Below are 25,675 nucleotides of genomic sequence, written 5' to 3'. Positions count from 1 at the left end.
TAGCATAAAATCCCTGCAAGATCAAATTTGCAGGGGTTTACTTAGCCACCATGCTAGGTTCAGCCTCTGCTTTGTTCTTCCTCACTTGCACTGGTAAAGGTTTTTTTCTCTTTGGTGGCTTGTCCAAATTCATAACTAAAGCCCAGTTGGACCCGTCGGGTATCATTTCTACGATAAAAGCCTAAAGCCTGTTGAGGATATTCGATGTTTACCTTTGCCCGATGCGTATAAAACACATCAGCAACACTAAAAGATACTTGTGCTTTTTCTTGAAGAAATTTGTAGGTTGCCCCTAAGCTTACATCAGAACGAGGGGCAGATTGATAAAAAGCCTGCAACGAACTACTTTCATAATATCCTGAAATTTCGGCATGAAAAGCGTCAGAAAATTTAACCGATAATGAACTTTGATAGCGCCAGAAAAAACCTTCCGGTTCTTGCCGGATATCCTGATAAGACAACCGATAGCTTTGGTACACACCTATGAAGCTATGTTGCCAATCTAAAGTAGTGCTCAGCTGAACGGGTAAAATGATTTGTAAACCAATATTTTGGTAAGTTCCTAGATTTCCGAAGGTATAGCGGGTTTCGTTACTGTTTTCTAGTTGAAGGGGAACTTCAGAATAATAAGCTTCGGTATAATTATAAAAAGGAGTGAAGATATACCTATGTTTCCACGTATGGTTCCATTCTACACTATGTGTAAATTCAGGCCGCAGCAAAGGATTTCCCTGATTGGAAAACAGCGGACTCTGATAAGTGATAAACGGATTAAGACTACTATAATCGGGTCGGTTAATTCTTCGGGAATAAGCCAAGTCCATTTGGTAATTTTCATTCCATTCATACTGAAGGTAAAAAGTAGGGAACAACTGAAAATAATCATATTTGTTAACTTGCTCCAAGGTAGGGGAGATACCTTTCGTGTCGGTATATTCGGCTCGTATTCCTGCTTTTAATTGCCACTTTTCACTGAGTTTTGTTTGAAAAGAAAGATAGGCGGCTGCATTTTGTTCACGGTAGGTAAAATCATTAGTTAAACCCGTATCTATTTCCCAAGTTGAATCTTCATAATTTTCAAAAACAAAAGAATTGATGGCTTTGGTAAACGTATATTTAAGTCCGGTTTCCCAAGTACTCTTGGAGTAAGGAAGTAGAAAGTCAAGTTTTATCGCTTTAATGCTAGAAGTATTGTCAAAATCGCTACGTAGTTGTTCCTGTAAAGTTTCCTGCAAATCGCTATCAAAAGTATTTAAAAATGCTTGTTGATCTTGCAATCCAAAACCCGCCCAGCTTCCATTAATCATGAATTTCTTCCCGAGGGTGTCCAGTTGGTATTCATAATAAAGATCATTACTGTAATTAACATAAACGCGTTTTTCTAAGGTAGTGGTATTTATTTCCTGTAGGATTGCACCATTTTCCTGCACTTGAAAAGTTTGGTTGTTTCCCGGACGGTTTCCTTGCTGAACTAAAATTCTTGACGCTAAACTCAAGGAAGAATTTTTATTGAGTTCCCAGTCCAACTGACTTCGAATATGTTGATAAAAGGTATGGCGTCGTTCTTTGTTAAAAGATCGGTAGTGTTGCCGATTTTCTGGTGGACCAAACCGGTTGTATTGAGCTATATTTTCAAAAGAATTTATTTTACCGCTGTTATAATTAATATGGGTAGTTAATTTATCCATCTGGTATTGTAAACCTACATTAGCTTTGACCCGGGAATACTTGCCTTGCTCATAGTGAATACCGGTACGCAATTTCCAAGCCTCTTTTTTCGCTTTTTTAGTAATGATATTGAGGTATCCGGCATTACCTTCTGCTTCATAATTAGAGGGAGGTGTTGTAAGCAGTTCTATGTTAACGATTTCATCAGCACTAAGACTTGATAGAAAATCTTGGAGTTCCTGTCCGCTTAAATATTGCAACCTACCATTCAGTAGAAGTCGTACTCCCGATTTTCCAAGCATTTGCAATTCACCATTTCCCGTGGTATAAATACCCGGCGAATGTTGGAGCAGTTCTAAAGCAGATTTTCCTACAAAAGCAGGTTGGTTTTCTACATTAATCACCAAACGGTCTAATTTCTTTTCTAGCAAAGGCTTCTTGGCAGTGATCACCACTTCCGATAGATTTTCCTGTTTGGGGACTAAGCTCAGCTTTAATTCTTCTGAAGAAGCAATGAGCCTTAAGGTATCGCTATAAGGCTGGTACGCCAAATGATATAGCGCTAGGCGATATTTTCCTGCGGAAGCATATAACTTGAATTTCCCTAAAGAATCAGTTACTGTATAGGTTTGTATTTCATCCTTTAGGTTTTTTAGAATCACATCGGCTTGCACTATAGGATGGCCTTGAGGGTCGTTAACACTACCTGTGATGGAGAATTCTTGTGAATGCGAGGCAAAACACATGAACAAGTTGATAAAAGCTACTATTCCAATTTTCATAAATTCATTTATTTAGGCTACAAAGTTGAAACAACTTTTCCCCGATATGGGTTAATCCTAGGTTAACGCAGGGTTAATGCAGGGGTGGCTATAAAGTTGACAGGTAAATAGAGTGTTCTTGTTTTTTAGAAAAGCTTACTATAGTTAGAAAACATGATTTTAGTAGGTTAACGATGGGTTAACGCAAAGGAATTTAAGAGGAGTAAACCCAAAGTGTAGTATTTTTGAAACAAGAATAATCCGTATGAAACCTAAAATAACTTGGCTTGTCTTTATTTCTATCATCGCTTTTATAGCGCTGTCCGGGATTCAGGGATATCTTATTTATAATACCTATACCTTAAAGAGCAATGCCTTTATTGAAAATACCCGGAGCAAAATCCTATCTATAGATTATGATCAGGAGTTAGATTCGATTGTCGACACTTGGCAAGAAGACTTGAAAAATCAGATTGCCGACTATAAAAATAAGCGTACCACTCAAAAAGAGATGCTTGATTGGTTACAGCAAAAGGCAGATAGCCTTAATAAAGATTATTACCGTATTTATCAGGAGCAATTGACCGGTAAAAAACTAGGCTATTCTGTAAATTACAAAAAGAATATAGTAAGTGTGGTCATTTTTGATAACACAAACGATACTATTTTTCCCATAGGAGAAAAAGAAACCTTTAAGCTTTTTGGAAATGATTTTCCCAATTCAAAAGCAAACTCCGTGAGTGTTACCAGAACCTTTTCGCAATACGATTATATAGATCAAACCAAAGGAGACATCACCACACAGCATTATAATTTGGAGATCAAATTTAAAGACTTAATGTATATTGAAGATAAGAACAATATCGTTTTTAAACAGATGCTGGGATTGTTAATTGGTTCACTGTTTCTATTTCTAGTGATGTTGGGGCTGTTTTATTACTCTCTAAAGAGTTTAATTACACAGAAAAAGCTAAGTACAGTAAAAACCGATTTTATCAATAACATCACCCATGAGCTAAAGACTCCTTTAGCCACGTTAGGGATTGCTACAAAGAGCTTAAAAAACCAACAGATTTTGAATAAGCCGGAAGCTTTAGAAAATTCCCTTGCCATTATAGAACGTCAAAACGAGCGTATTCAAAAATTGATAGATCAGGTGATGACCAATAGCCTTACTGCTGAACATTTAAACCTGAAGCTTCAATCATTGGAAATAATATCTTTTCTAAAACAACTTTCTGAAGATTTTAGAATAAGCGTAACCGATAAGCAGTTGAGTTTAGAAGCTTCATTTCAGCAAGAACCGGTGTATGTAGCCATAGACAAATTTTATTTTTCAACAGCCATCCTTAATGTGTTGGACAATGCGGTAAAATATAGTAAAGGAGAAGTTGATATAAGCCTAAGTACATCAACCGATAAAGGATTTTTTATACTAAAAATAAAAGATCAGGGAATAGGGATCCCCAAAGCGGCACAGCATTATTTATTTGATAAATTTTATCGGGTTTCCCAAGGTAACTTGCAAAGCAATCAGGGGTTGGGACTGGGGCTTTATTACACGCAACAAATTATCCTCGCGCACGGGGGAGTGCTAAAAGTAGAAAGTGAAAAAGGAAAGGGAAGCACATTTATCATTAAAATACCCATGGAACGATGAGCAACATCCATATATTATTAGTAGAAGACGATTACGATTTCGGAAGCATTTTAAAGCAGTACCTCGAAGTGCACGACTATCAAGTGACTTGGGTAACCCGTGCGCAAGAAGCCCTAAGTGTGCTAAAGCAGAGTGAGAAAATGCCTGTTTCTATAGCTGTACTTGATGTGATGATGCCCGAGATGGATGGGTTTCAGCTAGCTGAAAAAATACTTTTGGACTCTCCGGAAATTCCTTTTGTTTTCTTAACGGCAAGAAAATTAAAGGAAGATAAACTCAAAGGCCTACGTTTAGGTGCCGATGACTATATCGTCAAACCTTTTGATGCCGATATCTTAGTCCTTAAACTCCGTAATATTTTAAAACGATCGCAAAAGCAGGTTTCTGCTGAGGTTCATGAAAAAATTCTTTTGGGATCCTATCAGCTTGATCTTAAAAATTACTACTTGGAGCGTAACGGGAAAATTCAGAAAATCACCGAAAAGGAAGCAGCTTTAATGAGTTATCTTTTTCGGCATAAAAACCGGTTACTCAAACGGGAACAGATTTTACAGGACCTTTGGGGGAATGATGATTTTTTTTCCGGAAGAAGCATGGATGTTTTCCTTAGTCGTTTACGCAAGTATTTTAAACACGAAACCCGGATTAGGATTGAGAGCACCCGGGGAATAGGAATCACCTTTTATTTAGACGAATAATTTATCAATTTTAAATCATGAAAAATATGAAAACAATCATTTTAATTAGCGTATGGCTTAGTTGTTCTATGTATATTCAAGCACAACAAACGCCCGTTCCGCCAACGAACACAAGTACCACCTCAAGTTCTTCCAGCAGTTATAGCCACAATGTGCAGAAGGATGATCAAGAAAATTCCAACCTTTCTATTGCGGTAAGTGATTCAGAAGACAGTTATAAGTTTAGAGCCAGTTATTCAGAAAATTTTGATGCACAGGTCAAGGAAATCTTGGTTAACCGCTTCGGAAAAGAAAATATTAGCAAGCGGGACTCTTGGTTCTCTTGGATATTTTCTCCAGAAAATAAAGAGGTATATGAGATCGAACTTTCTTCTGGAAAAGTAAGAATGAAATTAGATAAAACCCAAGCAGATCAGCAACTTCAAAAGAAATTTAAACGAACAGGGGAGGTTCTAAAAGAATTACTATCCGGAAAAGAAGTTAACCGAAAACAACTAGCTTTAGAACGTAAAAGCTTACGATTGCAGCGTGAAGCAGAGCGCATGAAAAGTGAGGCACAGCGGTTAAAACGGGAAGAACAGCGCAAGGATCGGTTAAAACAAAGAAATGAGGTGGCTGAATTGCGTAAAGGAGCAGAAGAGTTACAAAAACAGGTAGATAGTTTACAGCAGGAAATAGAAAAACTCCGTAAAAATTAAATTTTCAAGTTTTATTTGCTGTTGGGTTAAAGCCTTTTGTAGAATAATTATATTTTTGCTGACAAGAGTTAAAAATAATAATTTAAAAAAACTATTCTTATGAAAGAATTAATGGAAAACATTAAAAGTACTTATGAATCTTTTGAAAGCGATGCCAATGCTCAATTAGAAAGTGGTAACAAGGCAGCTGGAACCAGAGCTAGAAAATCATCTTTAGCTTTAGAAAAGCTTTTAAAAGAATTCCGTAAGGTATCCATTGCAGAATCAAAGAAATAATTAGATTACCCCTCGTTAGAGGGGTTTTTTATTGCTGTTTTTTAAAATGCTCTATGGAAATCATTCGGACTGACTGGTTATGAGTGTCGTTGAAATTGAAGTCGAAGTTGAAGTTGAACTCGAAAAATACTCCCAACTTCCTCTTAAAACCTGAACTCACCAACTCAAAAACTCATCCACTAAACAACTTCTCGATACCATTTCACTATTGCTATTGCTCTGCTGAAATCATTATAACTGAATGGTTATGAGTTTCTTTGAAATAGAAATTGAAGTCGAAGTTGAACTCGAAAATATCTGCTCACCGAATACTGAATACTACCAACTAAAAACCGCTACTTACTCGTCACAAAAATATCCTCTTCTTTTAAATCTTCAATAAACTGTTTAGAAAAAAGGCGTAAGCCTTCCTGTACTAAATAATCAGAATCGAAAGCTTGCTTAATATCCACATTTAATTTCCATATTAAATCCTCTTCCTTATTCTGTTCGCAAATACAATATAAATTAGAGGCCACGCGATGGATATAGTAGTCTTTAAAACCTTCTTCTTCAGAATATAAATCTTTATTTTTCATGATATCTTCCTTAAAGCTTCCAAAAAACTCATTGTAGTAGCGTACGATTGCACTTTTAGAATCTTTTCCTTCTTGCCCCACGATTTTAGTTATTAATACAGAATCAAAATTTTCTTGCTCTAGGTGCTGAATATGCGGAAGCCAGTCTTCCATAGTCTGAGGTAAAGTATCCATTTCTTCACCAAAAAAGGCTAAACTACCTTGGGCTGAAATTCCGTTTTGTTCTAAAGTTTCCGAAAGTTTATCTTCAACACGTTTTCTAAAATCGGTATTTGGGGTCATCGCTAATACCAATACCTTATGTAATTTAAGTCCCTCGGTATCCGGTTTTCTCCAGTTGCTTACAACTTTCGTACTCGAACAAGAGGTGATGATAAAAAACAATAAGGAGAGTCCTATAAAAGAGAGTGGTCGATATCTATGCATAGCTATATAAAGTTGAATTGATGAGTTTTCTCCCAAAGTTAATCAATAAGCCTAAGAGGAACTGCTAAAATAATTCTAATTCTCTTTTGCAATACTTCCCATAAGATTCAGCGTAGACTTTTAAAAATAAGATTAGGAGCGCAAAGGGAGTTAGTTCTTGAGTTATTAAGTTCTTGAGAGGAGAGAGGGGAGATAGCTATGAAGTTGAATTTTAACTCAATAAATTCTGCTTACTGAACACTGTCAACTCAACAACTCATCCACTCAACTCCTTCTCGATACAATTTTAGTCTCTCTACCGATCGTCTAAAACCACTCGAAGTGACTGGTATAACTGTCGTTAAACTCGAAATTGAAGTCGAAATTGAACTTGAAAACGTATTGGATAGAAACGGCCTATCGAGGAAAGAATTGAAGTTGAAATGGAAGTTGAAGTTGAAGTCGAAAATTACTGCTAACTAAAAATACCTGTTCCTTCATAGTATTCTCCAGCAAGGGCTTGTTATCTTTGCCAAAAATAATTTATGTCAACATCATTTTCAGGCTTAGGAATTCAAGAGGAAATTCAACAGGCGTTAGCCGAATTAAAGATCGATCAACCTACGCTTATTCAGCAAAAAGCCATTTCACTTATCCTACAGCAGCAAAAAGATTTGGTGGTGTTGGCCCAAACGGGAACCGGAAAAACAGCAGCTTTTGGATTACCGCTCTTGCAATTGGTGAATTCCAAACATTCGCATATTCAAGCGGTGGTGTTAGCCCCTACACGAGAATTGGGGCAACAAATCCTAAGCATGATAAAGTCATTCGCTACCCAACTTCCCGAATTAAAAATCACAGGTGTTTTTGGGGGTACGCCGGTGAAAGCGCAGGTAGAAGACTTACAACAAGTACCGCATATTTTGGTCGCTACGCCGGGAAGGTTATTAGATCTCCTCGAACGCAAGGCCTTAAGCTTAGCTCAGCTTTCGTATTTGGTGTTAGATGAAGCCGATGAAATGCTGAGCGCTTTAAAAGAAGAAGTAGAGCTTGTGTTTAAAGCTACTCCCAAAACACGTAGAACTTTATTGTTTACGGCTACCTTACCCGGAACCATTAAGCAATTGGCTCAAAATTATATGGGCAAGAAGGTCGTATATGTAGAAGCCGATATGCAAACCAGCGGTCATCAAGGGATTCAGCACCAATATGTGGTGGTAGAACCCATTGAAAAACTAGAAGTATTACTTCACTTTCTCAACACGAGGGAAGGAGAACGCGGAATTATTTTTTGTAAAACCAAAGCAGCGGTCAATAAACTGTCCAAAAAATTAGCCATCAATAAATTTTCTTCCGGAGCTATTCATGGAAGTTTAACCCAAGGCATTCGTGATCGTATTATGGGACAATTTAGAGAAGGACATATTCAAATTTTGGTGGCTACCGACTTAGCTGCACGGGGGATTGATGTAAAGGATATTGCCTACGTGGTGAATTACCATTTACCCGATACCTTTGATACCTATGTTCACCGAAGCGGAAGAACGGCCAGAGCAGGAGCAGAGGGCTTTTCCTTAAGCATTTTACAGGAAGAAGAAGTGCAGGAACTCAGCGATTTTGAAGAAGCCTTGGGCATTCAGTTTCAATCTTACCAAAAGGCAGATGCGCAAAGTATAGAAGACAACAATACCCTATTATGGGCGAAGAAGGTATTTAAAACCAAACCCAATCGCGAAGTTTCAGAAGAATTAAAAACCAAGGTGAAGACGATATTTCATCACTTGACTAAAGAAGAACTGATCGAAAAATCTTTGGCCTATTACTTAACACAAAAAACTTCCAATTCTGCTTACGAGAATTCTAAAAAGGATAAAAAACAATAATTTTTATGGCAAATACTATTAAAAACCAGGAGGATATTTTAGCGAAATTAAATATTCAGGTTTTAAATCCTATGCAGGAAGAAGCAATTTCTGTTATTGAACATAAAAAAAATATTGTTTTACTGTCTCCTACAGGAACTGGAAAAACGCTGGCATTTTTATTACCACTTTTAGAAACCTTAGCTAATGCTAATGAAGAAATTCAAGCTTTAATCATTGTACCCTCTAGAGAGTTGGCTATTCAAATCGAGCAAGTACTACGCGCTATGGGATCGGGTTATAAAGTGAATGCGGTCTATGGTGGCAGACCTATAAGCAAAGATAAGATTGAATTAAAACACACTCCTGCTATTCTCATAGGAACGCCGGGAAGAATTTTAGATCATTTCAATAAAGACCGCTTCTCAAAAACAAGCATTAAAACACTTATATTAGATGAGTTTGATAAGTCTTTGGAAAATGGTTTTGAAGAAGAAATGAAAGGAATTATCAATCAATTGCCTAGTTTAAATAAACGTATTTTAACTTCTGCCACTCAAGGGGTTAGCATTCCTAAATTTGTACAGTTAGATCAACCTCACATCATCAACTATCTAAACGAAAAAACAGTTTCGAAGTTGGTGCTTCAAACGGTGGTTTCTCCAGATAAAAGTAAATTAAAAACCTTATTAAATTTATTAGCATATATTGGTGCTGAACCTGGAATAGTTTTCTGTAACTTAAAAGAAAGCATTGCTGGAGTGAGTTCATTTTTGGAACGCAACCACATAAGCCATGTTTGCTTTTCAGGTGGAATGGAGCAAAAAGATCGAGAACGTGCTTTAATTAAATTTAGAAATGGAACCTGCCAACTATTAGTAGCTACAGATTTAGCGGCGAGAGGAATAGATATTCCAGAAATGAAGTACATTATTCATTATGAATTGCCACGACACGAAGAAGAATTTATTCACCGAAATGGAAGAACAGCTAGGGTTAATGCCAAAGGTACTGCTTACATTTTACAAGGGAAAGATGAATCGCTACCTGAATTTATTAAAGGAGCCAAAACAATCTCCATAGCGAAAAAAGCAGTGACCAAACCGCAGTACTGGGAAACCTTATTTATTTCTGGCGGAAGAAAAGATAAAATATCTAAAGGTGATATTGCGGGTTTATTCTTCAAACAAGGCGGACTTCATAAAGACCAATTAGGGGTGATCGAGTTGAAACAAGACTGTGCCTTTGTAGCCGTACCCTTAAGTATTGCAGATGAGTTAGTAGAAAAACTGAGTAATTCTAGGTTAAAGAAAAAGAAAGTTAGAATTTCGGTACTGTAGCGCGTTCATTTGAGGTTGAATTCAATGATTTTCCTTTTTTAAATAAAAGTAGGCTTGCTTTGGTTTTTAACCTCCATCTATATAGAAAATAAGCGTAAAATATAGCTTATGACCCCTACTTTTTTTTCACGTTATTGATCAGAAGAATAGGCTATTTTTAAGCAATCCCAGAATTTGCCATTCCATATGCTATACTCAGGTAGTGGGATATAGCTGTAGAAGCGGAGTTTAATTGAATCAACTTATCCCTATAAAATATTCTAATTTAGAAAAGAAATAAAACTATATTCGCACCAAAAAATAACTTATGCAAGTGAATAGGGAAGAGGAAGGAGTGGTGAGCCAGTCAGAAATTGACCAGTGCATAAAGATACTTGAAAACCTAAACAATCATACCGACCAGATTTTTGAAATTCCGAAGTCAAAAAGGACTGCTTTGATTAAAGCCGCCGGACAATTATCTAGGCCCAGCCGAGAAGAGTTTTCACGTAGAAAAAAAGATGCTAAAAAAGCGGCTAAACGCAAACAAGCTGCTCGCGATAAAAGTGCTCGTAAAGAAACGGGAATTAGAAGCGCACGAGAAGCACACGTGTTTGTAGCTCCAAAATTACTGGCTGCTGCAGATCTTGAAAGTAAGGAGCGTCTTGAATTAGAAACCCCCCGAAATTGTTACGTTTGTAAAACCTTATTCACCAAATTGCATCATTTTTATGATACGATGTGTACGGAATGTGGCGATTTTAACTATGCTAAACGTTTCCAGACCGCGGAGGTCGACGGACAAGTTGCCGTGATTACCGGTTCTCGTTTAAAAATCGGGTACCACATTACCTTAATGTTATTAAGAGGAGGAGCAACAGTGATCGCAACTACTCGTTTTCCGGTAGATTCTGCGCTTCGTTTTTCTAAAGAAGAAGATTTCCATCAATGGAAAGACAGATTACATATTCACGGATTGGATTTAAGACATATCCCAAGTGTGGAAATTTTCTGTAATTATATCGAACAAAAATATGATCGCTTAGATATTTTAATCAATAATGCGGCACAAACCGTAAGAAGACCTGCTGGATTTTATGCGCATTTAATGTATAACGAAGAACAGCCGCTAGAAAATTTTCCTAAAAGTGTTCAAGATTTATTAGCAGATCATTCCGATTGTTTAACTGAATTAAAATCTTTTCCAACAGGAGCTTCTCCAAATAAAAATATGCCAGTAACTTGGCACGGACCTGAACCGGGAATTGGACTGAGGGCTTCGGCAAAGCTGTCTCAAATTCCGTATAGTTTCGATAATTCATTAGTGGCGCAAGAAGTTTTTCCGGAAGGAGAATTAGATGCCGATTTACAACAAGTAGATTTAAGAAAAACCAACTCTTGGCGTTTAAAATTAGGAGCCATTGAAACTACTGAAATGATTGAAGTTCAACTGGTAAATTCGGTGGCTCCTTTTGTACTGTGTAATCGTTTAGCAGAGTTGATGAAGAAAGAAAACACCGGTCAAAAACACATCATTAATGTGACCGCAATGGAAGGGAAGTTTCATCGTTTCTTTAAAGAATCGAGACATCCGCACACCAATATGGCCAAAGCTGCTTTAAATATGTTGACCCATACTGCCGCTGGAGATTTGGCAAAAGATGGAATTTATATGAATGCTGTTGATACAGGTTGGGTAACCGATGAAGATCCAGCAGAACTGGCTAAAAGAAAGCAAGAATTACACGATTTTCAGCCTCCACTAGATATTGTAGATGGCGCTGCTCGAGTATTGGATCCGTTGTTTGATGGAATTAATACTGGGAAACATTGGTGCGGTAAATTTTTAAAAGATTACAGACCTATAGATTGGTAAATGATGAACGAAACACAACCTAACAATCCACTACACGGTGTGAAACTTGCCGATATGCTCAACTATTTAGAAGATGAGTATGGCTGGGAGGGTTTGGCAGAACGTATTAACATCAATTGCTTTAAGTCTAATCCTTCCGTAAAATCTAGCCTTAAGTTTTTACGGAGAACCGATTGGGCAAGGACTAAAGTAGAAGAACTCTATTTAAAAACCATCCAGCGATAAGTAGGTTGTAGCGCTTGTGGAGAGGCTAAAATATACTCGTTAGAAATAGCATACTGATTTTGTGAATGCTATGGAAATAAGACTTACTTTCGCGCCTTGATTTAAAATAAAGATATGAAGCGCATCAATGAATATAAAAAGCTGTTTGGAGTTGAACAAGAGATAGAACTCAAAGCTTTAAAAAAGAGTTACCGTAATTTGGTAAAAGAATGGCATCCTGATAAATTTCAGCAAGGCGATGCACAACAAGCTGAAGCAGAAATTCAAAGCCGTAAGATTATTGATGGGTATCACTTTTTAGTAAGTATTGCTCCCGAAACCAAAGCCGCCAATTTACCCGAATATACCGCCGCCATGGAATCGGGTATTGCCGATTATCATCATAAAGGCTTAGTGTTAGAAATGACTTATTTGGATGGTTCTACCTACGAATTTTTTGGGGTGACCAAACCGATCTATCTAAAGATGATTCAAAGCAATAAATTAAACCGTTTTGCAAAACGTTCCATTTATCCGAATTATTTATACCGGAAATCTAAACGTACGCAGGAACAAGAATAAAAATTGGAGTTCAGTTTGATAAAACTGAACAAGCTCTAAGATCATGACAACCCCTCGAAGTTTATTCAGGGGTTTTTTAGTAGAACGATGGGAGGGTTTATTTAAAAACTATGCCGCTGTTCTTGAGTAGAAGAAGCTTGCAACAGTTCGTGAAAAGCCTTTATCGAATTAAAATCTTTGGTAATCGCCTCGTCAATAGCGAGTCCAGAAATTCCGGTGGCTAAAATCGCCTTTACGTCTTCCAACTGAATTTCACCCATAGCGAATAGCGGAGTCGCTGTCGATAAAGCTTCTAGAATCAACGTATAGCCTTCGAGGGCTAAAGGTTTTAACAGACTATCAGGATTCGTATTTTTAAACGGACCTAAATACAAATAATCCAATTCTTTGGTGAGTAACTTTTCGGCTTCAGCGAGGTGATGTGCCGTAGCCCCCATGAATTGCCAAGAATATAAATGTTTTCTTACCGAACTTGGGCTGGCGATGCTATGTGCTAAATGAACGCCATCCGCTTTAATTTGTTGGGCAATTTTATAATGATCCTGTAGCACAAGCCGCGTTTGAAAATGTGCCGTCATCTCCCGAGCTTCTTCCGCATACTTCAGTACTTTTTTGTCGCTTAAGCCGTTCAAGCGCAATTGTACCCATTCCGCTCCCGAAGTACAAGCTTTTTGTACGTGGTCCAGGTGTTCCTGCGGAGAATTTCCCTGCGTTAAATAATGTAATTTAGCAATCATACGAACAAGCAATTTATAAGTTTACCAAGCTTTTAAAGCTTTAGGAAAGACTAATTTTTTTAGAATATTCCATAAAATAATTGTCATAACGCTTTAATTTAGCATTCATTTCTTCCGCATAAATTACATATTGACACTTCATCAGGCTTTGGGTAACCGATAATAAGGCGGCGTAAGCCGACTGCTGACTTAAAAAATCGGCATCATCAATGCTAAAGATTTTTAATTGTGCCGTATGCACTCCGTTCAGTAAAAATAACTTATTTAAATTCTTAGGGGTCGAAATAAGAATATCTACACCCTCTAAGATTTCCGACTTCTGTAAATCGATATGCATTTTTTCGTAAGCTACATAAGTGCGTAGGGAAGTATGCCGCGTATAGACCGTAAACCGATCCTGCATTTCTAGGGCTTTTTCTTTATTTTCTACCAAAACAATCGCTCGCGGAGCCTCACCAACCGCTTCACATTTTAACTTCTGTAAAGTGGTTAATATAAGCGTGGTGGTTTTTCCCGCATCCTTAGGCCCAATACAATACACATTCATTCCGCTTTTAATCACCGGAATACTTTTGCGTTGCAGTGGAGTAGGAGTCTCCATTTCTAGCTGAGCTAGTTTTTCTTTTAGTTCGGGGTGTAATTTTTTAAAAGGCATTTCGCAAAGGTAGTCATTTCTATAGCGGTTTCTATCATGGGAAGGAGTGAAATGTGGAGCGGAATAGTGAACCAATACCCATTGAAATTATGTATATTTAAAGCGTCATGCAGTAAGAAATTAAAAATTAGTCAGTTCGAGTGATTTTGTGCAGTGAAACGAAAGAAAATTGTATCGAGAACCGAATTTAACTTTAAAGTCTTATGCTCAATACAAAATATAAACCCTTCTTCAATCGAAATAATGCTAACAAAGCATATCCTTTTTGTTTGCTCAGCGAATAAAGATCGTTCCCGAACCGCTGAAGACTATTTTAGTCAGCACTATCCCGATATATGTTTTGATTCGGCTGGCACCAATGCAAAAATTTGTCGGCAGTTGGGTACTACGTATATCACTGAAAACCAATTAGCCGTAGCAGATCAAGTATTAGTCATGGAAAACAAACACCGACAAGCGCTTCTCCAAACCTTTGGAACGACCTATGCTCATAAAATAAGCGTACTTCATATTCGGGATATTTATCCCTATGGAGCTAAAGCACTAATAGACGTGTTAAGGGAAAGGGTTAGTTTTTGAGATTATTTATTGTTTCCAAAGAGATTTTTAAAGTTGCTTTTTTCTCCAAATTTAATAGATCGCTTTTTTAGAGTTGAAAGTGAGAGGGTAAGCATAATGTGTTTGGAACTATATTATATCGTAAACTTATCTTTTTTAGTAACAAACCCTTTTTCTTTAGCATAAAAAACTATTGTTCCTAGTGATATAGAAGATGACATTTCTAAATTTCTATGGTTATAACAATACTTAAGTATGTTTTTGCTTTCAAGTTCGTTATGCTTTTCTTTATCTAATTCACATAAACTTAAAAAATATTTTTCACCTAAATCATAACTAAAAGTACTTGCAATAGCTAAAGCTACTCTTAACCACTCATCAAAAGAACTTGTTATTGATAATTCTTTTCTTTTTAAATATTTAATTATAAGATTAATTATTTTTCTATGTTCAGATTTATTTAAACCTTCAGTAGCATAAGCACTTTTGTTAAGAGATTTACTAAAAGCTATTTTTTTTGATTTAGATGCTTCAATCTCTTCTTCAATTAATTTATCATCGTAAATTTCAGAATTTGTATTTAGATATAAATCTTTGTCCCAAGAAACAAAACATAATCTTGTTATATCGCTTCCACTATTGTCTAACTCAATATTATATTCTGTTTTGAAATATTTTTTGAGCGAATTAAAGCTTGATTTATGCTCTTTAGGACTACTATCAATTCTTACTAAAGCCTTTAATCCTTCATTTGATGGAGACAACCAAACTGAATAAATGTATTTGTCTTTAATTAGTTGATTTTTTAAAACATTAATATTAGATGAATTAATATGGTCAATGTCCAAGATCATAATATTATTATAACTATCTAAATTTTCTAGTTTTCTACCGTTTTTAAATGTTCCGCAAAAAGTAACTATCGGTAGTTTTATTTTTAGAGTTTTATAAGAATCATAATCTTTTTTATTAGTGAAAAATCTACACTTTTCTATAAGGTTTTGATATTTTCCTTCTTTTATATCATTAAGTTCATCTAGTAAATTTGATTGAACTATAGATTTAGTATAGATATTTTGAAATCTAGAAACTTTCATCTCAATTTATAATTTTAAACTATAAATATAGTATATTTGGATTAAGGCGTAGGCAAGAGTGAAGTTTACTTCATTATGTTGAACAGGTATAAGAATTTATTCTTTAGGTGTTAGTAGCATTAACTATTTTAGTTATAACCGAAATCACTGAAACAATTTACGAGCCTAATAATCCTGATGCTTATGGTTTCTGCTGTATTTGTATATCAGAGCAGCAATGTATCTCAATCAAATTAATTTCTACGCTCTACGCCTTATTTTATTTTACGTCCTATTTTAAAATGAAAGAGTTAGAAGATTATTATACAGATACATCGATAGTTAAAATACTTTGTAAGCATAGAGCCGGGATATCTCATAAAAGACATAAAAAACATATGTCTAGAGATATTAGCTTTCATAATAGAACTAATAAAATAAAAATATCTCCAAAAGACCTAGATTTTCTCACTATTCAATCTTTGTTTCCAACACGCAGAAATTGGAAAAAACTAAATCAAAAAGAAAGACTTGATCCAAATAGATTAACAAATAGCCTAGAACGAAATCAAATGAGGCTTTGGAAATCTTATAAACTTGAAAAATATTTAGTTGATTTTAAAGGAAAAACACCTGAAGATTGGTACAATAAATTATTATTATTTTGTGATAATATCAGAAAAAAGGTAGATAATATCTCTAATGGTAGATACATAATTCAAAAACCACAAATATTTCCTTTACCAAAATCAAATAAAAATGATGTATATATATATCGTCCAATTGCAAAATTCACTTTAGAGGATAAAATTATTACATCATTGTTTTCAAGATATTTAACGATAAACTTTGATAGTTTATTTTTAGATTGTTCTTATGCTTTTAGGTCTAGAAAAAATGGTGTTGTTCCTAATCATCACGATTCAATTATTGAAATATTAAAGTATAGAAAGAAACACAAAAAGGTTTGGGTTTCTGAATGTGATATTCAAAAGTTTTTTGATACAGTTCAGCATAAGCATTTAATTAAAATTTTTAATGAAACAATAAAAGAATTATCAGTTAAAGGAATTAAAATATCTAACACCGCAATTAAGTTATTTAATTTGTTTTTAGATTCCTATTCTTTTAATGTAGATGTTCTAACCAAAAATAATAATCCTAAATATTTTAAAGATAACGGAGTTCCTGTTGGTGAATTTGGTTGGGTGAAAAATGAATTGGAATCTAATTATTCAGAAACATATATTGATGATTATAAAATAGGTGTTCCGCAGGGAAATGCAGTTTCCTGTTTTATAGCAAACCTTATATTAAACAAGATTGATAGATCTGTAATAAAAGTAAATAAAGATATTTTATATGTAAGATATTGTGATGATATGGTTTTATCTCATAAAGATTATAGTGTATGTAAAAATGCTTTAGAGGTTTATAAAAAAGGAATTAGGGATAATTACCTACTTTATCATGAACCAAAAAGTTTTAAAAATTATAAGGATTCTGCTAATGAATTTTGGAAAGTTAAATCAAAGGAACCTTATTTTTGGGGAAATAAGTATGTAAATGAGAGAAATATACCTTGGCTATCTTTTGTAGGTTACCAAATAAATTATAAAGGAGAATTAAGGGTTAGGAAAAGCTCTATAAAAAAAGAAATTAGTAAACAGATTAGTGAAACACAAAAAATCTTAATATCTCTTGGCCTTGATGAAAACAGAAAATTACCATATATAGATAAATATTCAAGAAAAACCATTAATCAAATTGTATTCAGTTTACATCAAAGATTAATCTCGATGTCTGTAGGAAGAATTACAATTTATAATTATAATAAGAAAAATCTTAATCAAGGATTATGTTGGACTAACGGTTTTCATTTATTAAGCGAAAATGAAATTGCTTTAAAACAATTAAAAGAATTAGATAAAAGAAGAGAACAGCAAATTTCATATTTGAAAAGAATTATATCTCATTTAAATAAAAAAACTGATAATCAAGATGAATTACCAAAATATATGGAAGAATTGTATTTTGGAGTTCCTTATAGTTATTTCAATCATTTAAAATAATATTATAATCTATTTAATAGATATAAGATTAAAATCTGCATTTATGTAAAATAGAAATTAAAAATGTTATTCGCATAAACACATAATATTCATAGTTTATCCCATAAGAACGGAATACATTTTATAGAAAGTAGTAGGATAAATCCTCATGGGTTTAAAAATATCAACAAGCCATTTTTAATCATAAAAAATTGCATTTTTTGTAATTGTATAGCTGTTGTTGTGGTAATTATGCAATTAGTTGTAAATTATCGCTAGCTGTATTGTTTAAGTATAGGTGGATTTTAGAAGTATTCATCATGAATACATGAACTTTAGCAGGTACCATGATAAACACATCGATATGAAAACTAATTTTACCCAAAGCCTTAGAATATTTTTATTTTTTCTACTAGCCAACTCCTTTTTTCTTACCGCTCAGGTAAGCGTGGAAAGTGGTAGTTATACCAACACCTTTCCCGGAACAGATTCTGCCGGTAGAAATGGATTTCCTTCCGGTTCGCCACAAGTCAGTGGCAATGCCGTAGGAAAACCTGTCCCCACGAATGATTGGTGGTCAAAATTAATTAAAGAAAATCACGCGGATAATTTATTTAATTACCCGATGACCTTAAAAACGACAAATCAAGGATTAATCGTCACTTATATTCCTTGGGGACCTATTGGTGATTCGGCTCCCATAGAAGTGGGGCTTACCGGTTTAAACGCCTCCATGGCCACCGCCTCCGATTATTCCGATTGGACAGTGACCATGAACTGGAATGATGGTACACATGAGTTACAAGCCACTTCCGGGATCGGGATGCCTTTTCTCTATTTTGAAAAGGATAATGACGCTGTCGTAGAAATCAAAGTCAATTCAGGAACACCCACAATTTCCAACGAAATCCTAATCGTTACCGATGCGACCAACGGAGCAGATTTTGTGATCTATGCCCCAACGGGTAGCACATGGAACCAATCCGGGAACCTATATACTTCCACCTTAAATGGTAACGATTATTGGTCGATGGCCATGTTACCGCAGAGTACTACTAATGTGAGTACAGTGGCTGAAGCGTATAAAAATTACGCCTATGTTTTCCCCACGAATACCACTTCTTCATGGAGTTATAATGAATCGAATTCAAAATTGACCACCACCTTCAGCGTTGATACCGAGGTAAAAGAAGGTACAAATACCCATATGCTCTTAGGATTGTTGCCCCATCAATGGAATAATTTAGCTCCCGGCTCTCCCACGCCAGATGAATATAGCTATGATAGTGTAAGAGGAGAGTTAAAAACCTTGGATGGAAATTCATTTACGGTAGAAAATACATTTAAAGGGATATTGCCAACCCTTCCTGATTTAGCCCACTATAGTCCGGATTTTAATCCTGCCGATCTGGATACCAAAATAGCATCGATTGAAAATGATCAATTGGCAACTTGGACGGATTCCTATAATGAGGGGCAGGTGATGAATAGATTGATCCAAACCGCAAGAATAGCCGATCAAACAGGGGATTTTGTCGCGAGGGATAAAATGGTAGCCACCATCAAAGAACGATTGGAAGATTGGTTAACCTATCAAGCCGGGGAAGTGGCCTTTTTGTTTTATTATAACGATACGTGGTCTTCGATGTTAGGCTATCCGGCTGGGCATGGACAAGACAATAATATAAACGACCACCATTTTCATTGGGGATATTTTATTCATGCCGCTGCGTTTATGGAGCAATTTGAACCAGGTTGGGTCAACGAATGGGGAGCGATGATTAATTTATTGGTTCGGGACGCAGCGACTGATGATAGAAATGATGCGCTTTTCCCATTTCTAAGAAACTTCAGCCCTTACGCCGGACACAGTTGGGCCAATGGATTTGCTACGTTTCCTCAAGGAAACGATCAAGAATCTACCTCTGAAAGTATGCAATTTGCCTCTTCACTTATTCATTGGGGAACCATTACCGAAAACAATGCCATCAGGGATTTAGGAATCTATATTTATACTACCGAGCAAACCGCTATTGAGGAATATTGGTTTGATATGTACGAACGTAATTTTCAACCCTCACAGCAATATAGCCTTGTCTCGAGGGTTTGGGGTAATTCTTATGACAATGGTACCTTCTGGACCAGTGATATAGCAGCCTCCTATGGAATAGAAATGTATCCCATTCACGGAGGTTCCTTTTATTTAGGACATAACCAAGCCTATGCACAATCTTTATGGACAGAAATTACAGCAAACACCGGCGTGTTAAGCAACGAAGATAATCCCAACCTATGGCACGATACCTATTGGAAGTACCTCTCTTTAATTGATGCTCCGGCAGCATTGGATTTATATAATTCTTACCCCGATCGAAACTTAAAATTTGGGATTTCCGATGCGCAAACCTACCATTGGCTTCATACGATGAATGTGCTAGGACCCGTAGATGCTTCGATTACTGCCGATTATCCTATTGCGGTGGCGTTTTCCAATGACGGAGAAATGACCTATGTAGCGCATAATTATTCAGATGCACCCATTACCGTGAACTTTTCAGATGGTTTTATGCTAGAGGTTCCTGCCAATTCCATGGCGACCAATAGAGATTTAAATGTTTCAGGCATACTTTCTGCCGATACTTATCAGGCAAATGAAAATGACCCGGTGATGCTTAGCACTGAAACTTCAGGTAGTGGAATTACCAAAGTTGAATTTTATATGGGGGATACCTTGTTAGGGCAAGATACCACCGCACCTTATGAGTGGACGATTCCTACGATCGCTTTGGGAATTCATCACCTCTATGCTAAAATTTATGTGGGTACTGATTTTAAGGTTTCTAACCTCATTACGATTCAAGTAGGGGAGCAGTTGCCTTATTTGGGAACCCCTCATTTAATACCGGGAACTATTGAAGCAGGAACTTATGATAGTTTTGAAGGAGGAAATGGCCAAAACATCAGTTACTACGACTCCACATTAGATAATCAAGGAGGATTTAGACCCAATGAATACGTAGATGCTGTAGAAGAAACGAATGAAGGTGCAACGGTAGGTTGGATTTCTTCCGGGGAATGGATGGAATACACGGTGGATGTGCAAACAACAGGATGTTACGACCTTGATTTGCGTTATGCTTCAGGAAATAGTAATGGAGGAGGACCTTTCTATTTTGAAATTGATGGCGAGCAAGTAAGTCCGGCAATTGGGGTAGCCACTACAGGCGATTGGGGAAACTGGAATACGAAAGTGACCACTATTGATTTAACCGCAGGTATTCATGTATTAAGGTTAACGGCCACGAATGGAGAATTTAATCTGGGTCGAATGACGTTTACTTATAATTCCTTAGAATGTGCTCCTACAGCAGGGATAGGTTTGCCATTTGATTTTGAAACCACACCGGTGACTTCCGATTTTTTCAATTTTAATGGAGGGACCGCGACTGTAGAACCTGTTACCGCACCTCAAAACATGGGAAATAACAGTACTCATTTGGCAAAGTTGGTGAGAGATGGAGGTGATGTATGGGCCGGAGCCTACCTAAATTTAGAAGGAGGATTAGATTTTACTAACGATAGGTATATTACCTTAAAACTTTGGACGAGTGCGCCCGTAAATACCACAGTACGCTTGAAACTTGAACAGCAATCCAATGCAGGAAGCTTTTCAGAATTGGATGTACTCACTCAAAAATCTGGAGAATGGGAAACCTTAACTTGGGATTTTTCAAGTTTGGGGGCTACGGTTTACGATAAAATGGTATTTATGTTTGATTATGGAAATACAGGAGATGGAACGGCAAGCTCTACCTTCTATTTTGATGACGTACAACAAGTGGCTACCTTGGGTACGGAAGGATTTGATTTAGATACCATCCAAATCTTCCCGAATCCAACCACCGGTTCCTTACATCTAACATCCAATTCAATTCAATTACTCAAAGTAGAACTATTTTCATTACTCGGGAATCGATTAATGGTACTTGATGCGAAAAATTTACATACGATTGATGTGAGTAACTTAGCTAACGGGCTTTATCTAATTAAAATACATAGTGCGCAAGGAGCCATCACCAAAAAGTTTATTAAAAAATAAAATTTATGACCATACCTATGGAAGCATACGGTTTATGCTTTTAGTTAAAATAGCACCTTTGGTGCTATTTTGCTTATATACCATAGGATGCTTGGTTCTATAAGCTTCCACGTTAGGGAATTTGCGCTTTAATGAATAGCGAAATTGAAAAGGGAATTGGTTGATGATTAATTTTTTAGTACATTTAACTTACCCAAAGGTTTTAATACCTAGTTTTTCTACCCCCATCAATAAAACAGAAATACCTCTGTGAGGTATTTTGTAAACTGCGGTTTCTATTGAATCTTATACGATTTGATTTCAACCGCATAATAAATCAACTATGACTGAAAAATTTAAACCTTTTCACAAAATTGGTCTTTGCTTTAGTGGGGGAGGCTATCGGGCAACCTTTTACGGGTTGGGAGTACTTGCTGTCCTTGATAAAATTGAATTCCAAGAAAAAAGCTTACTGGAGGCTGTTAAGTCCATCAGTTCTGTGAGTGGAGGAACCTTACTCGCAGCGGCATACACCAGATCGGTTCAAAAGAATCAGCCTTTCAGCGATTTTTACCAAAAGCTATATGCCACCTTTGAACCCAGCAATGATCAGCTTCTTGAAAATGCCACCAAGAAACTCAAGGACGATCAGGTTTGGAAAAAAAATGCCTATAAAAGGCGCTCTGTGATCAATGCCTTTGCCTTGTGTTATCAAGAGATGGAAGTCTTTGAAGGAACCTTTGAGATGTTTCACAAAGATCATATTAAGCAATTTGATACCGTTTGCTTTAACGCCACCGATTTTACCTATGGGTTAACCTATAGGTTTCAGAACAGAGGTGATTTTGGAAATGGTCCTTTATACAAAAGTTATAGGAGTCAAATCAAAGCCTTGAAAGATCAGATTGAAATAGGGGATATCGTTGCCAGTTCGTCTTGTTTTCCCATAGGCTTTGCGCCGCTCGTTTTCCCTGACGATTATATCAAAGATCATAACAATTCCAGTTATCAACAACTCAAGAGCTATGAGGTTTTTAAAGATGGAGTCGGCTTGATGGATGGAGGCATCGCAGACAATCAGGGAATAGGGAGCATGGTCCTTGCCGATAAAAGAAAAGGCGGCAGGTTAGATCTTATTCTGATCAATGATGTAGGAGGGAACCAGATGCCAGCCTGGGAGCCCTCCCATGAATCTCACTCAGCCGCCGGTGTTAGCCTGACAGATGCCGTTTCAAAAGTTTTAGATTATTTAAAAGTCCGTGCCCTCTATTGGATTCCCGGATTGATTGCCTTGCTTATGCTCATACTTAATAATATGCATGTGTTCGGAGAGCGATCCTATGCCTCCATTTACATCGTTTTTGGGGTGCTATTGGGAGCAAGTATATTGGCGACGATGATAGGCTTGATCGCCTCAGTAGTTAAAAATACTTATCTACAAAAAATTGCCGTGCTCTTTGAGAAAAATGTGCCCAAACCTATTGAAGATGATATACTAAGGCTTAAAAACCTTAAGGTTTCCTTGATCAAACGTATGTTAGCCGAGCGCATGTCCAGTGCCTTTACGATGATTAACTATGTATTCATGAATCAGATACGCCGCTTGAATTATGACCTGCTGTATTCTTCCAGTAAGCTCAAACATCGTAGAGCAACAGCGATGATTTATGAATTGGACGGGCAGCGTAATTCTTACACGCGTAACGATGACGATAAAGTAGCGATACCTCCACCGTCTAAATTATTGCAAGATGTAGCACTAACGGCCACACAAATGCCTACGACCTTGTGGTGGAGTGAAGAAGATATCAAGGTGAACCGCATGAACAAACTCATTGCCTGCGGTCAATTTACGGTTTGCCACAACCTTTTAAAATACATCATCGAATTGCAAAAAGGCACCGAAGACCGTAGCGAAATTGATGAAATGTTCGGGAGAATGGCCAAAGAAAGCCTAGAAGAACTCCCGTTTCCGGAACTGATCCCGCTAGAGCAGCAGCTACGGGAACTTTGGAGCAAATTCAACGAGAACCCGTTATGGATGGTGGAGGAGTAAGGTGGTTTTAGAATTCTTATGGAAGATTAAGCTCCACTAAAGCCTTCGTAGAAGTAAAGAAGTATGGCTTTAACTAACTGGACATTTTACTCGTTGAACTTCAAGCCCTCAATTCGGTTAAAAATCGGTTACGATTTTTGTATCGAGCATAGAGATTAAAGCGAAAATAAAGTTCTCGATAAAATTTAGCTTTGTTTCATGGCACAAAATCATTCGAACAGATTTATTTTTATTTCTTAAATGTATTCAGGTCAATCCATAATATTATGTAAAATAGAACTTGTTTTTTATTGGATGTGATCCTGAAACCAGTTCAGGATGACGAAAACGTTATTTCGAAAGAGCTCTTTCTGCGACTGAAAATTGTGTCAGATAGCAGGAATGACATTAGAGCAAAACAAAACCCGACTTTGAGTGAATAATACGTAGTACTAACGAAGCATTAGTTGTATCGAAAAGTCATGCTAGCATCTTATAGTTAAAATTTAGAATAACGAAAAATCTATAAATTCCAATCGCTGAGAATCGCGTATTTAAAATTTTCTGGGCAATGGTGAAGAACACGAGAATTATAAGAAGGCAATATAATTCACTAAGGTAAATTTATTAATCGGCTGTTACATAAATGCTGATGATATAGTTCTAAGATAAATAATACATTGAGGTTATGGAGTTACTATTAGCAAATAGGCTTTTACATAATATCTATCGATATAATTTACTATCTGCATCTATGTAAAATAGCACAAAAAAGTGCTATTCGCCTAAATACCTATTAGTATAGTTTGTTCTATAATATATATTATGTAAAATAGGATATTTCGGAAACTAGAAATATTCTTTATGATACTAACTCCTCCTTTCCTTTATGCTGGTGATTTTAATGAGTTTGCTGAATTCGATAGTAGCGTATTCGAACCTTCGGTACAAAATCTTTTATCAAGATTAAACTCAGTTTCCGTGCATTATTCTTTAGCAAGACTATCCAAGGCTTTTATTCTTCCTTGGTAACTAATATTATCCCGATGTGATGATTGTACATACGTCCGTACGGTTTTACTTGGATAAATATTCAGTTTAAAATTGAGGATTTCGGTTTTATAATTTCCTTCAAAGCTAATTTCAATTTCCCGAATGTCATCATGGATCACCATAGAAAAATCTTTAGGCTTTCCGCTGTAGTTAATTCCGCTTTCATTATAACCGCCTCCAAATTGACGTACTCCAAAATATGGTAAATAGACATCTACACTATCTTTATAAAACCGTATGTAATTAGGATTTCCTATTAAGTTAATCTGATTGCCCCGCAACGGATATAACCATTGGTTATCCACTTCAAACTCTCCTCCACTGACCAAGCTCTTCACCGTTTGCCAGTTTTTTTCTTTATCAACACTAGTGTTGGTGCTTTTACAAGCCACAAGCATGAATAAGCTTATGAGCATTAACGGGATATAATTCACTCTATTTTTCATACTTACAAGATAATAACTTCTACTAGCTTAAGTAAGTATTTAAGATATTTTTATTGCTTGGTTTTACTTTCATTTTGTTCTCGATACATTTTCCCTCCACCTTGTTGCAGTAAAAACTTGAACAGATGAAATAACAAGCCCTGAACGAGACAGGACTTCTGGAAATTAGAAGTAAGCTAATATTTAATTAGTAGTCTTCAGTGAGCAGAATTTTTTGAATTCAACTTCGAGTTCAACTTCAACTTCGACTTCTATTTCTATTTCAATTTCTATTTCAATTTCTATTTCAATTTCTATTTCAACGACATTTATACTAGTCACAATTTACAATGATGTTAGATTTTCGATACATTTTCCTTTACTTCGTATAGCAAAACACTCGAACTGAATTTCTTATGA

19 protein-coding genes are annotated in these 25,675 nt (G+C 36.2%); 13 read left to right on the top strand and 6 right to left on the bottom strand.

Annotated elements, in window-relative coordinates; genetic code table 11:
- Positions 1–59: 59 nt before the first annotated feature.
- Positions 60–2,450, bottom strand: coding sequence for a TonB-dependent receptor domain-containing protein (locus FVB9532_RS03715; protein ID WP_150543858.1), 2,391 nt, complete (start codon positions 2,448–2,450; stop codon positions 60–62).
- 244 nt (positions 2,451–2,694) lie between these two features.
- Here FVB9532_RS03715 and FVB9532_RS03710 point away from each other — a divergent pair, with 244 nt between their 5' ends.
- The 4 genes from FVB9532_RS03710 (at position 2,695) to FVB9532_RS03695 (ending at position 5,761) form a co-directional block, all read left to right on the top strand.
- Positions 2,695–4,089, top strand: a complete 1,395-nt coding sequence (locus FVB9532_RS03710) for a sensor histidine kinase (protein ID WP_150543857.1) — start codon at positions 2,695–2,697, stop codon at positions 4,087–4,089.
- Positions 4,086–4,787 carry a response regulator transcription factor gene (locus tag FVB9532_RS03705; protein WP_150543856.1) on the top strand — a complete coding sequence of 234 codons (702 nt, stop codon included), beginning with the start codon at positions 4,086–4,088 and terminating at the stop codon, positions 4,785–4,787. Before FVB9532_RS03710 ends, FVB9532_RS03705 begins: the two co-directional genes overlap by 4 nt.
- 26 nt (positions 4,788–4,813) lie before the next feature.
- Complete coding sequence (locus tag FVB9532_RS03700; protein WP_150543855.1) at positions 4,814–5,485, top strand: hypothetical protein; 672 nt, start codon at positions 4,814–4,816, stop codon at positions 5,483–5,485.
- A 99-nt stretch (positions 5,486–5,584) separates the two neighbouring features.
- The gene (locus tag FVB9532_RS03695) at positions 5,585–5,761 is read left to right on the top strand and encodes a BF3379 family histone-like protein (RefSeq protein ID WP_150543854.1); all 177 of its coding nucleotides are present in this window, start codon (positions 5,585–5,587) and stop codon (positions 5,759–5,761) included.
- 335 nt (positions 5,762–6,096) lie between these two features.
- Here FVB9532_RS03695 and FVB9532_RS03690 read toward each other — a convergent pair whose 3' ends face one another.
- Positions 6,097–6,765 carry a hypothetical protein gene (locus tag FVB9532_RS03690; protein ID WP_150543853.1) on the bottom strand — a complete coding sequence of 223 codons (669 nt, stop codon included), beginning with the start codon at positions 6,763–6,765 and terminating at the stop codon, positions 6,097–6,099.
- Between the two features lie 524 nt (positions 6,766–7,289).
- On the opposite strand from FVB9532_RS03690, the gene FVB9532_RS03685 reads away from it, so the two are divergent.
- The 5 genes from FVB9532_RS03685 to FVB9532_RS03665 all read left to right on the top strand — a co-directional run bounded on the left by FVB9532_RS03685 (position 7,290) and on the right by FVB9532_RS03665 (position 12,587).
- Positions 7,290–8,627: a DEAD/DEAH box helicase gene (locus FVB9532_RS03685; RefSeq protein WP_150543852.1), complete on the top strand. Its 1,338-nt coding sequence runs from the start codon at positions 7,290–7,292 to the stop codon at positions 8,625–8,627.
- A 5-nt stretch (positions 8,628–8,632) separates the two neighbouring features.
- The gene (locus FVB9532_RS03680) at positions 8,633–9,946 is read left to right on the top strand and encodes a DEAD/DEAH box helicase (protein WP_150543851.1); all 1,314 of its coding nucleotides are present in this window, start codon (positions 8,633–8,635) and stop codon (positions 9,944–9,946) included.
- 307 nt (positions 9,947–10,253) lie between these two features.
- Positions 10,254–11,801 (top strand): SDR family NAD(P)-dependent oxidoreductase, encoded by a 1,548-nt coding sequence (locus FVB9532_RS03675; protein ID WP_150543850.1) that lies wholly within the window; start codon positions 10,254–10,256, stop codon positions 11,799–11,801.
- A 3-nt stretch (positions 11,802–11,804) separates the two neighbouring features.
- Complete coding sequence (locus FVB9532_RS03670; protein WP_150543888.1) at positions 11,805–12,026, top strand: VF530 family protein; 222 nt, start codon at positions 11,805–11,807, stop codon at positions 12,024–12,026.
- A gap of 114 nt (positions 12,027–12,140) precedes the next feature.
- Positions 12,141–12,587: a KTSC domain-containing protein gene (locus FVB9532_RS03665; protein ID WP_150543849.1), complete on the top strand. Its 447-nt coding sequence runs from the start codon at positions 12,141–12,143 to the stop codon at positions 12,585–12,587.
- Between the two features lie 101 nt (positions 12,588–12,688).
- On the opposite strand, the gene FVB9532_RS03660 is transcribed toward FVB9532_RS03665, so the two are convergent.
- Both FVB9532_RS03660 and FVB9532_RS03655 read right to left on the bottom strand, forming a co-directional pair.
- The gene (locus tag FVB9532_RS03660) at positions 12,689–13,324 is read right to left on the bottom strand and encodes a thiamine phosphate synthase (protein ID WP_150543848.1); all 636 of its coding nucleotides are present in this window, start codon (positions 13,322–13,324) and stop codon (positions 12,689–12,691) included.
- A gap of 40 nt (positions 13,325–13,364) precedes the next feature.
- Positions 13,365–14,054, bottom strand: coding sequence for a DEAD/DEAH box helicase (locus FVB9532_RS03655; RefSeq protein ID WP_317132283.1), 690 nt, complete (start codon positions 14,052–14,054; stop codon positions 13,365–13,367).
- 168 nt (positions 14,055–14,222) lie between these two features.
- Between FVB9532_RS03655 and FVB9532_RS03650 the strand changes: the two genes are divergently transcribed.
- Positions 14,223–14,558: a low molecular weight phosphatase family protein gene (locus FVB9532_RS03650; protein ID WP_150543846.1), complete on the top strand. Its 336-nt coding sequence runs from the start codon at positions 14,223–14,225 to the stop codon at positions 14,556–14,558.
- Between the two features lie 113 nt (positions 14,559–14,671).
- Here the strand turns inward: FVB9532_RS03650 and FVB9532_RS03645 are convergent, their stop codons facing one another.
- Complete coding sequence (locus FVB9532_RS03645) at positions 14,672–15,634, bottom strand: BT4734/BF3469 family protein (protein ID WP_150543845.1); 963 nt, start codon at positions 15,632–15,634, stop codon at positions 14,672–14,674.
- A gap of 281 nt (positions 15,635–15,915) precedes the next feature.
- Here FVB9532_RS03645 and FVB9532_RS03640 point away from each other — a divergent pair, with 281 nt between their 5' ends.
- The 3 genes from FVB9532_RS03640 to FVB9532_RS03630 all read left to right on the top strand — a co-directional run bounded on the left by FVB9532_RS03640 (position 15,916) and on the right by FVB9532_RS03630 (position 23,798).
- A complete protein-coding gene (locus FVB9532_RS03640; RefSeq protein ID WP_150543844.1) occupies positions 15,916–17,685 on the top strand; it encodes a reverse transcriptase domain-containing protein in 1,770 nt (589 codons plus the stop codon).
- Between the two features lie 343 nt (positions 17,686–18,028).
- Positions 18,029–21,763 carry a glycosyl hydrolase gene (locus tag FVB9532_RS03635; RefSeq protein WP_150543843.1) on the top strand — a complete coding sequence of 1,245 codons (3,735 nt, stop codon included), beginning with the start codon at positions 18,029–18,031 and terminating at the stop codon, positions 21,761–21,763.
- Positions 21,764–22,085: 322 nt separating this feature from the next.
- Positions 22,086–23,798: a patatin-like phospholipase family protein gene (locus FVB9532_RS03630; protein ID WP_150543842.1), complete on the top strand. Its 1,713-nt coding sequence runs from the start codon at positions 22,086–22,088 to the stop codon at positions 23,796–23,798.
- Between the two features lie 965 nt (positions 23,799–24,763).
- On the opposite strand, the gene FVB9532_RS03625 is transcribed toward FVB9532_RS03630, so the two are convergent.
- Entirely contained in the window at positions 24,764–25,276 is a 513-nt protein-coding gene (locus FVB9532_RS03625; protein ID WP_150543841.1) for a DUF4251 domain-containing protein, read from the bottom strand.
- Positions 25,277–25,675 lie beyond the last annotated feature (399 nt).

Origin of the sequence: Mesonia oceanica (assembly GCF_902499555.1) — a bacterium.
GTDB lineage: Bacteria > Bacteroidota > Bacteroidia > Flavobacteriales > Flavobacteriaceae > Mesonia > Mesonia oceanica.
The sequence above is the reverse complement of the archived record's forward strand: the minus strand, read 5'-3'. Positions and strand labels throughout refer to the sequence as shown.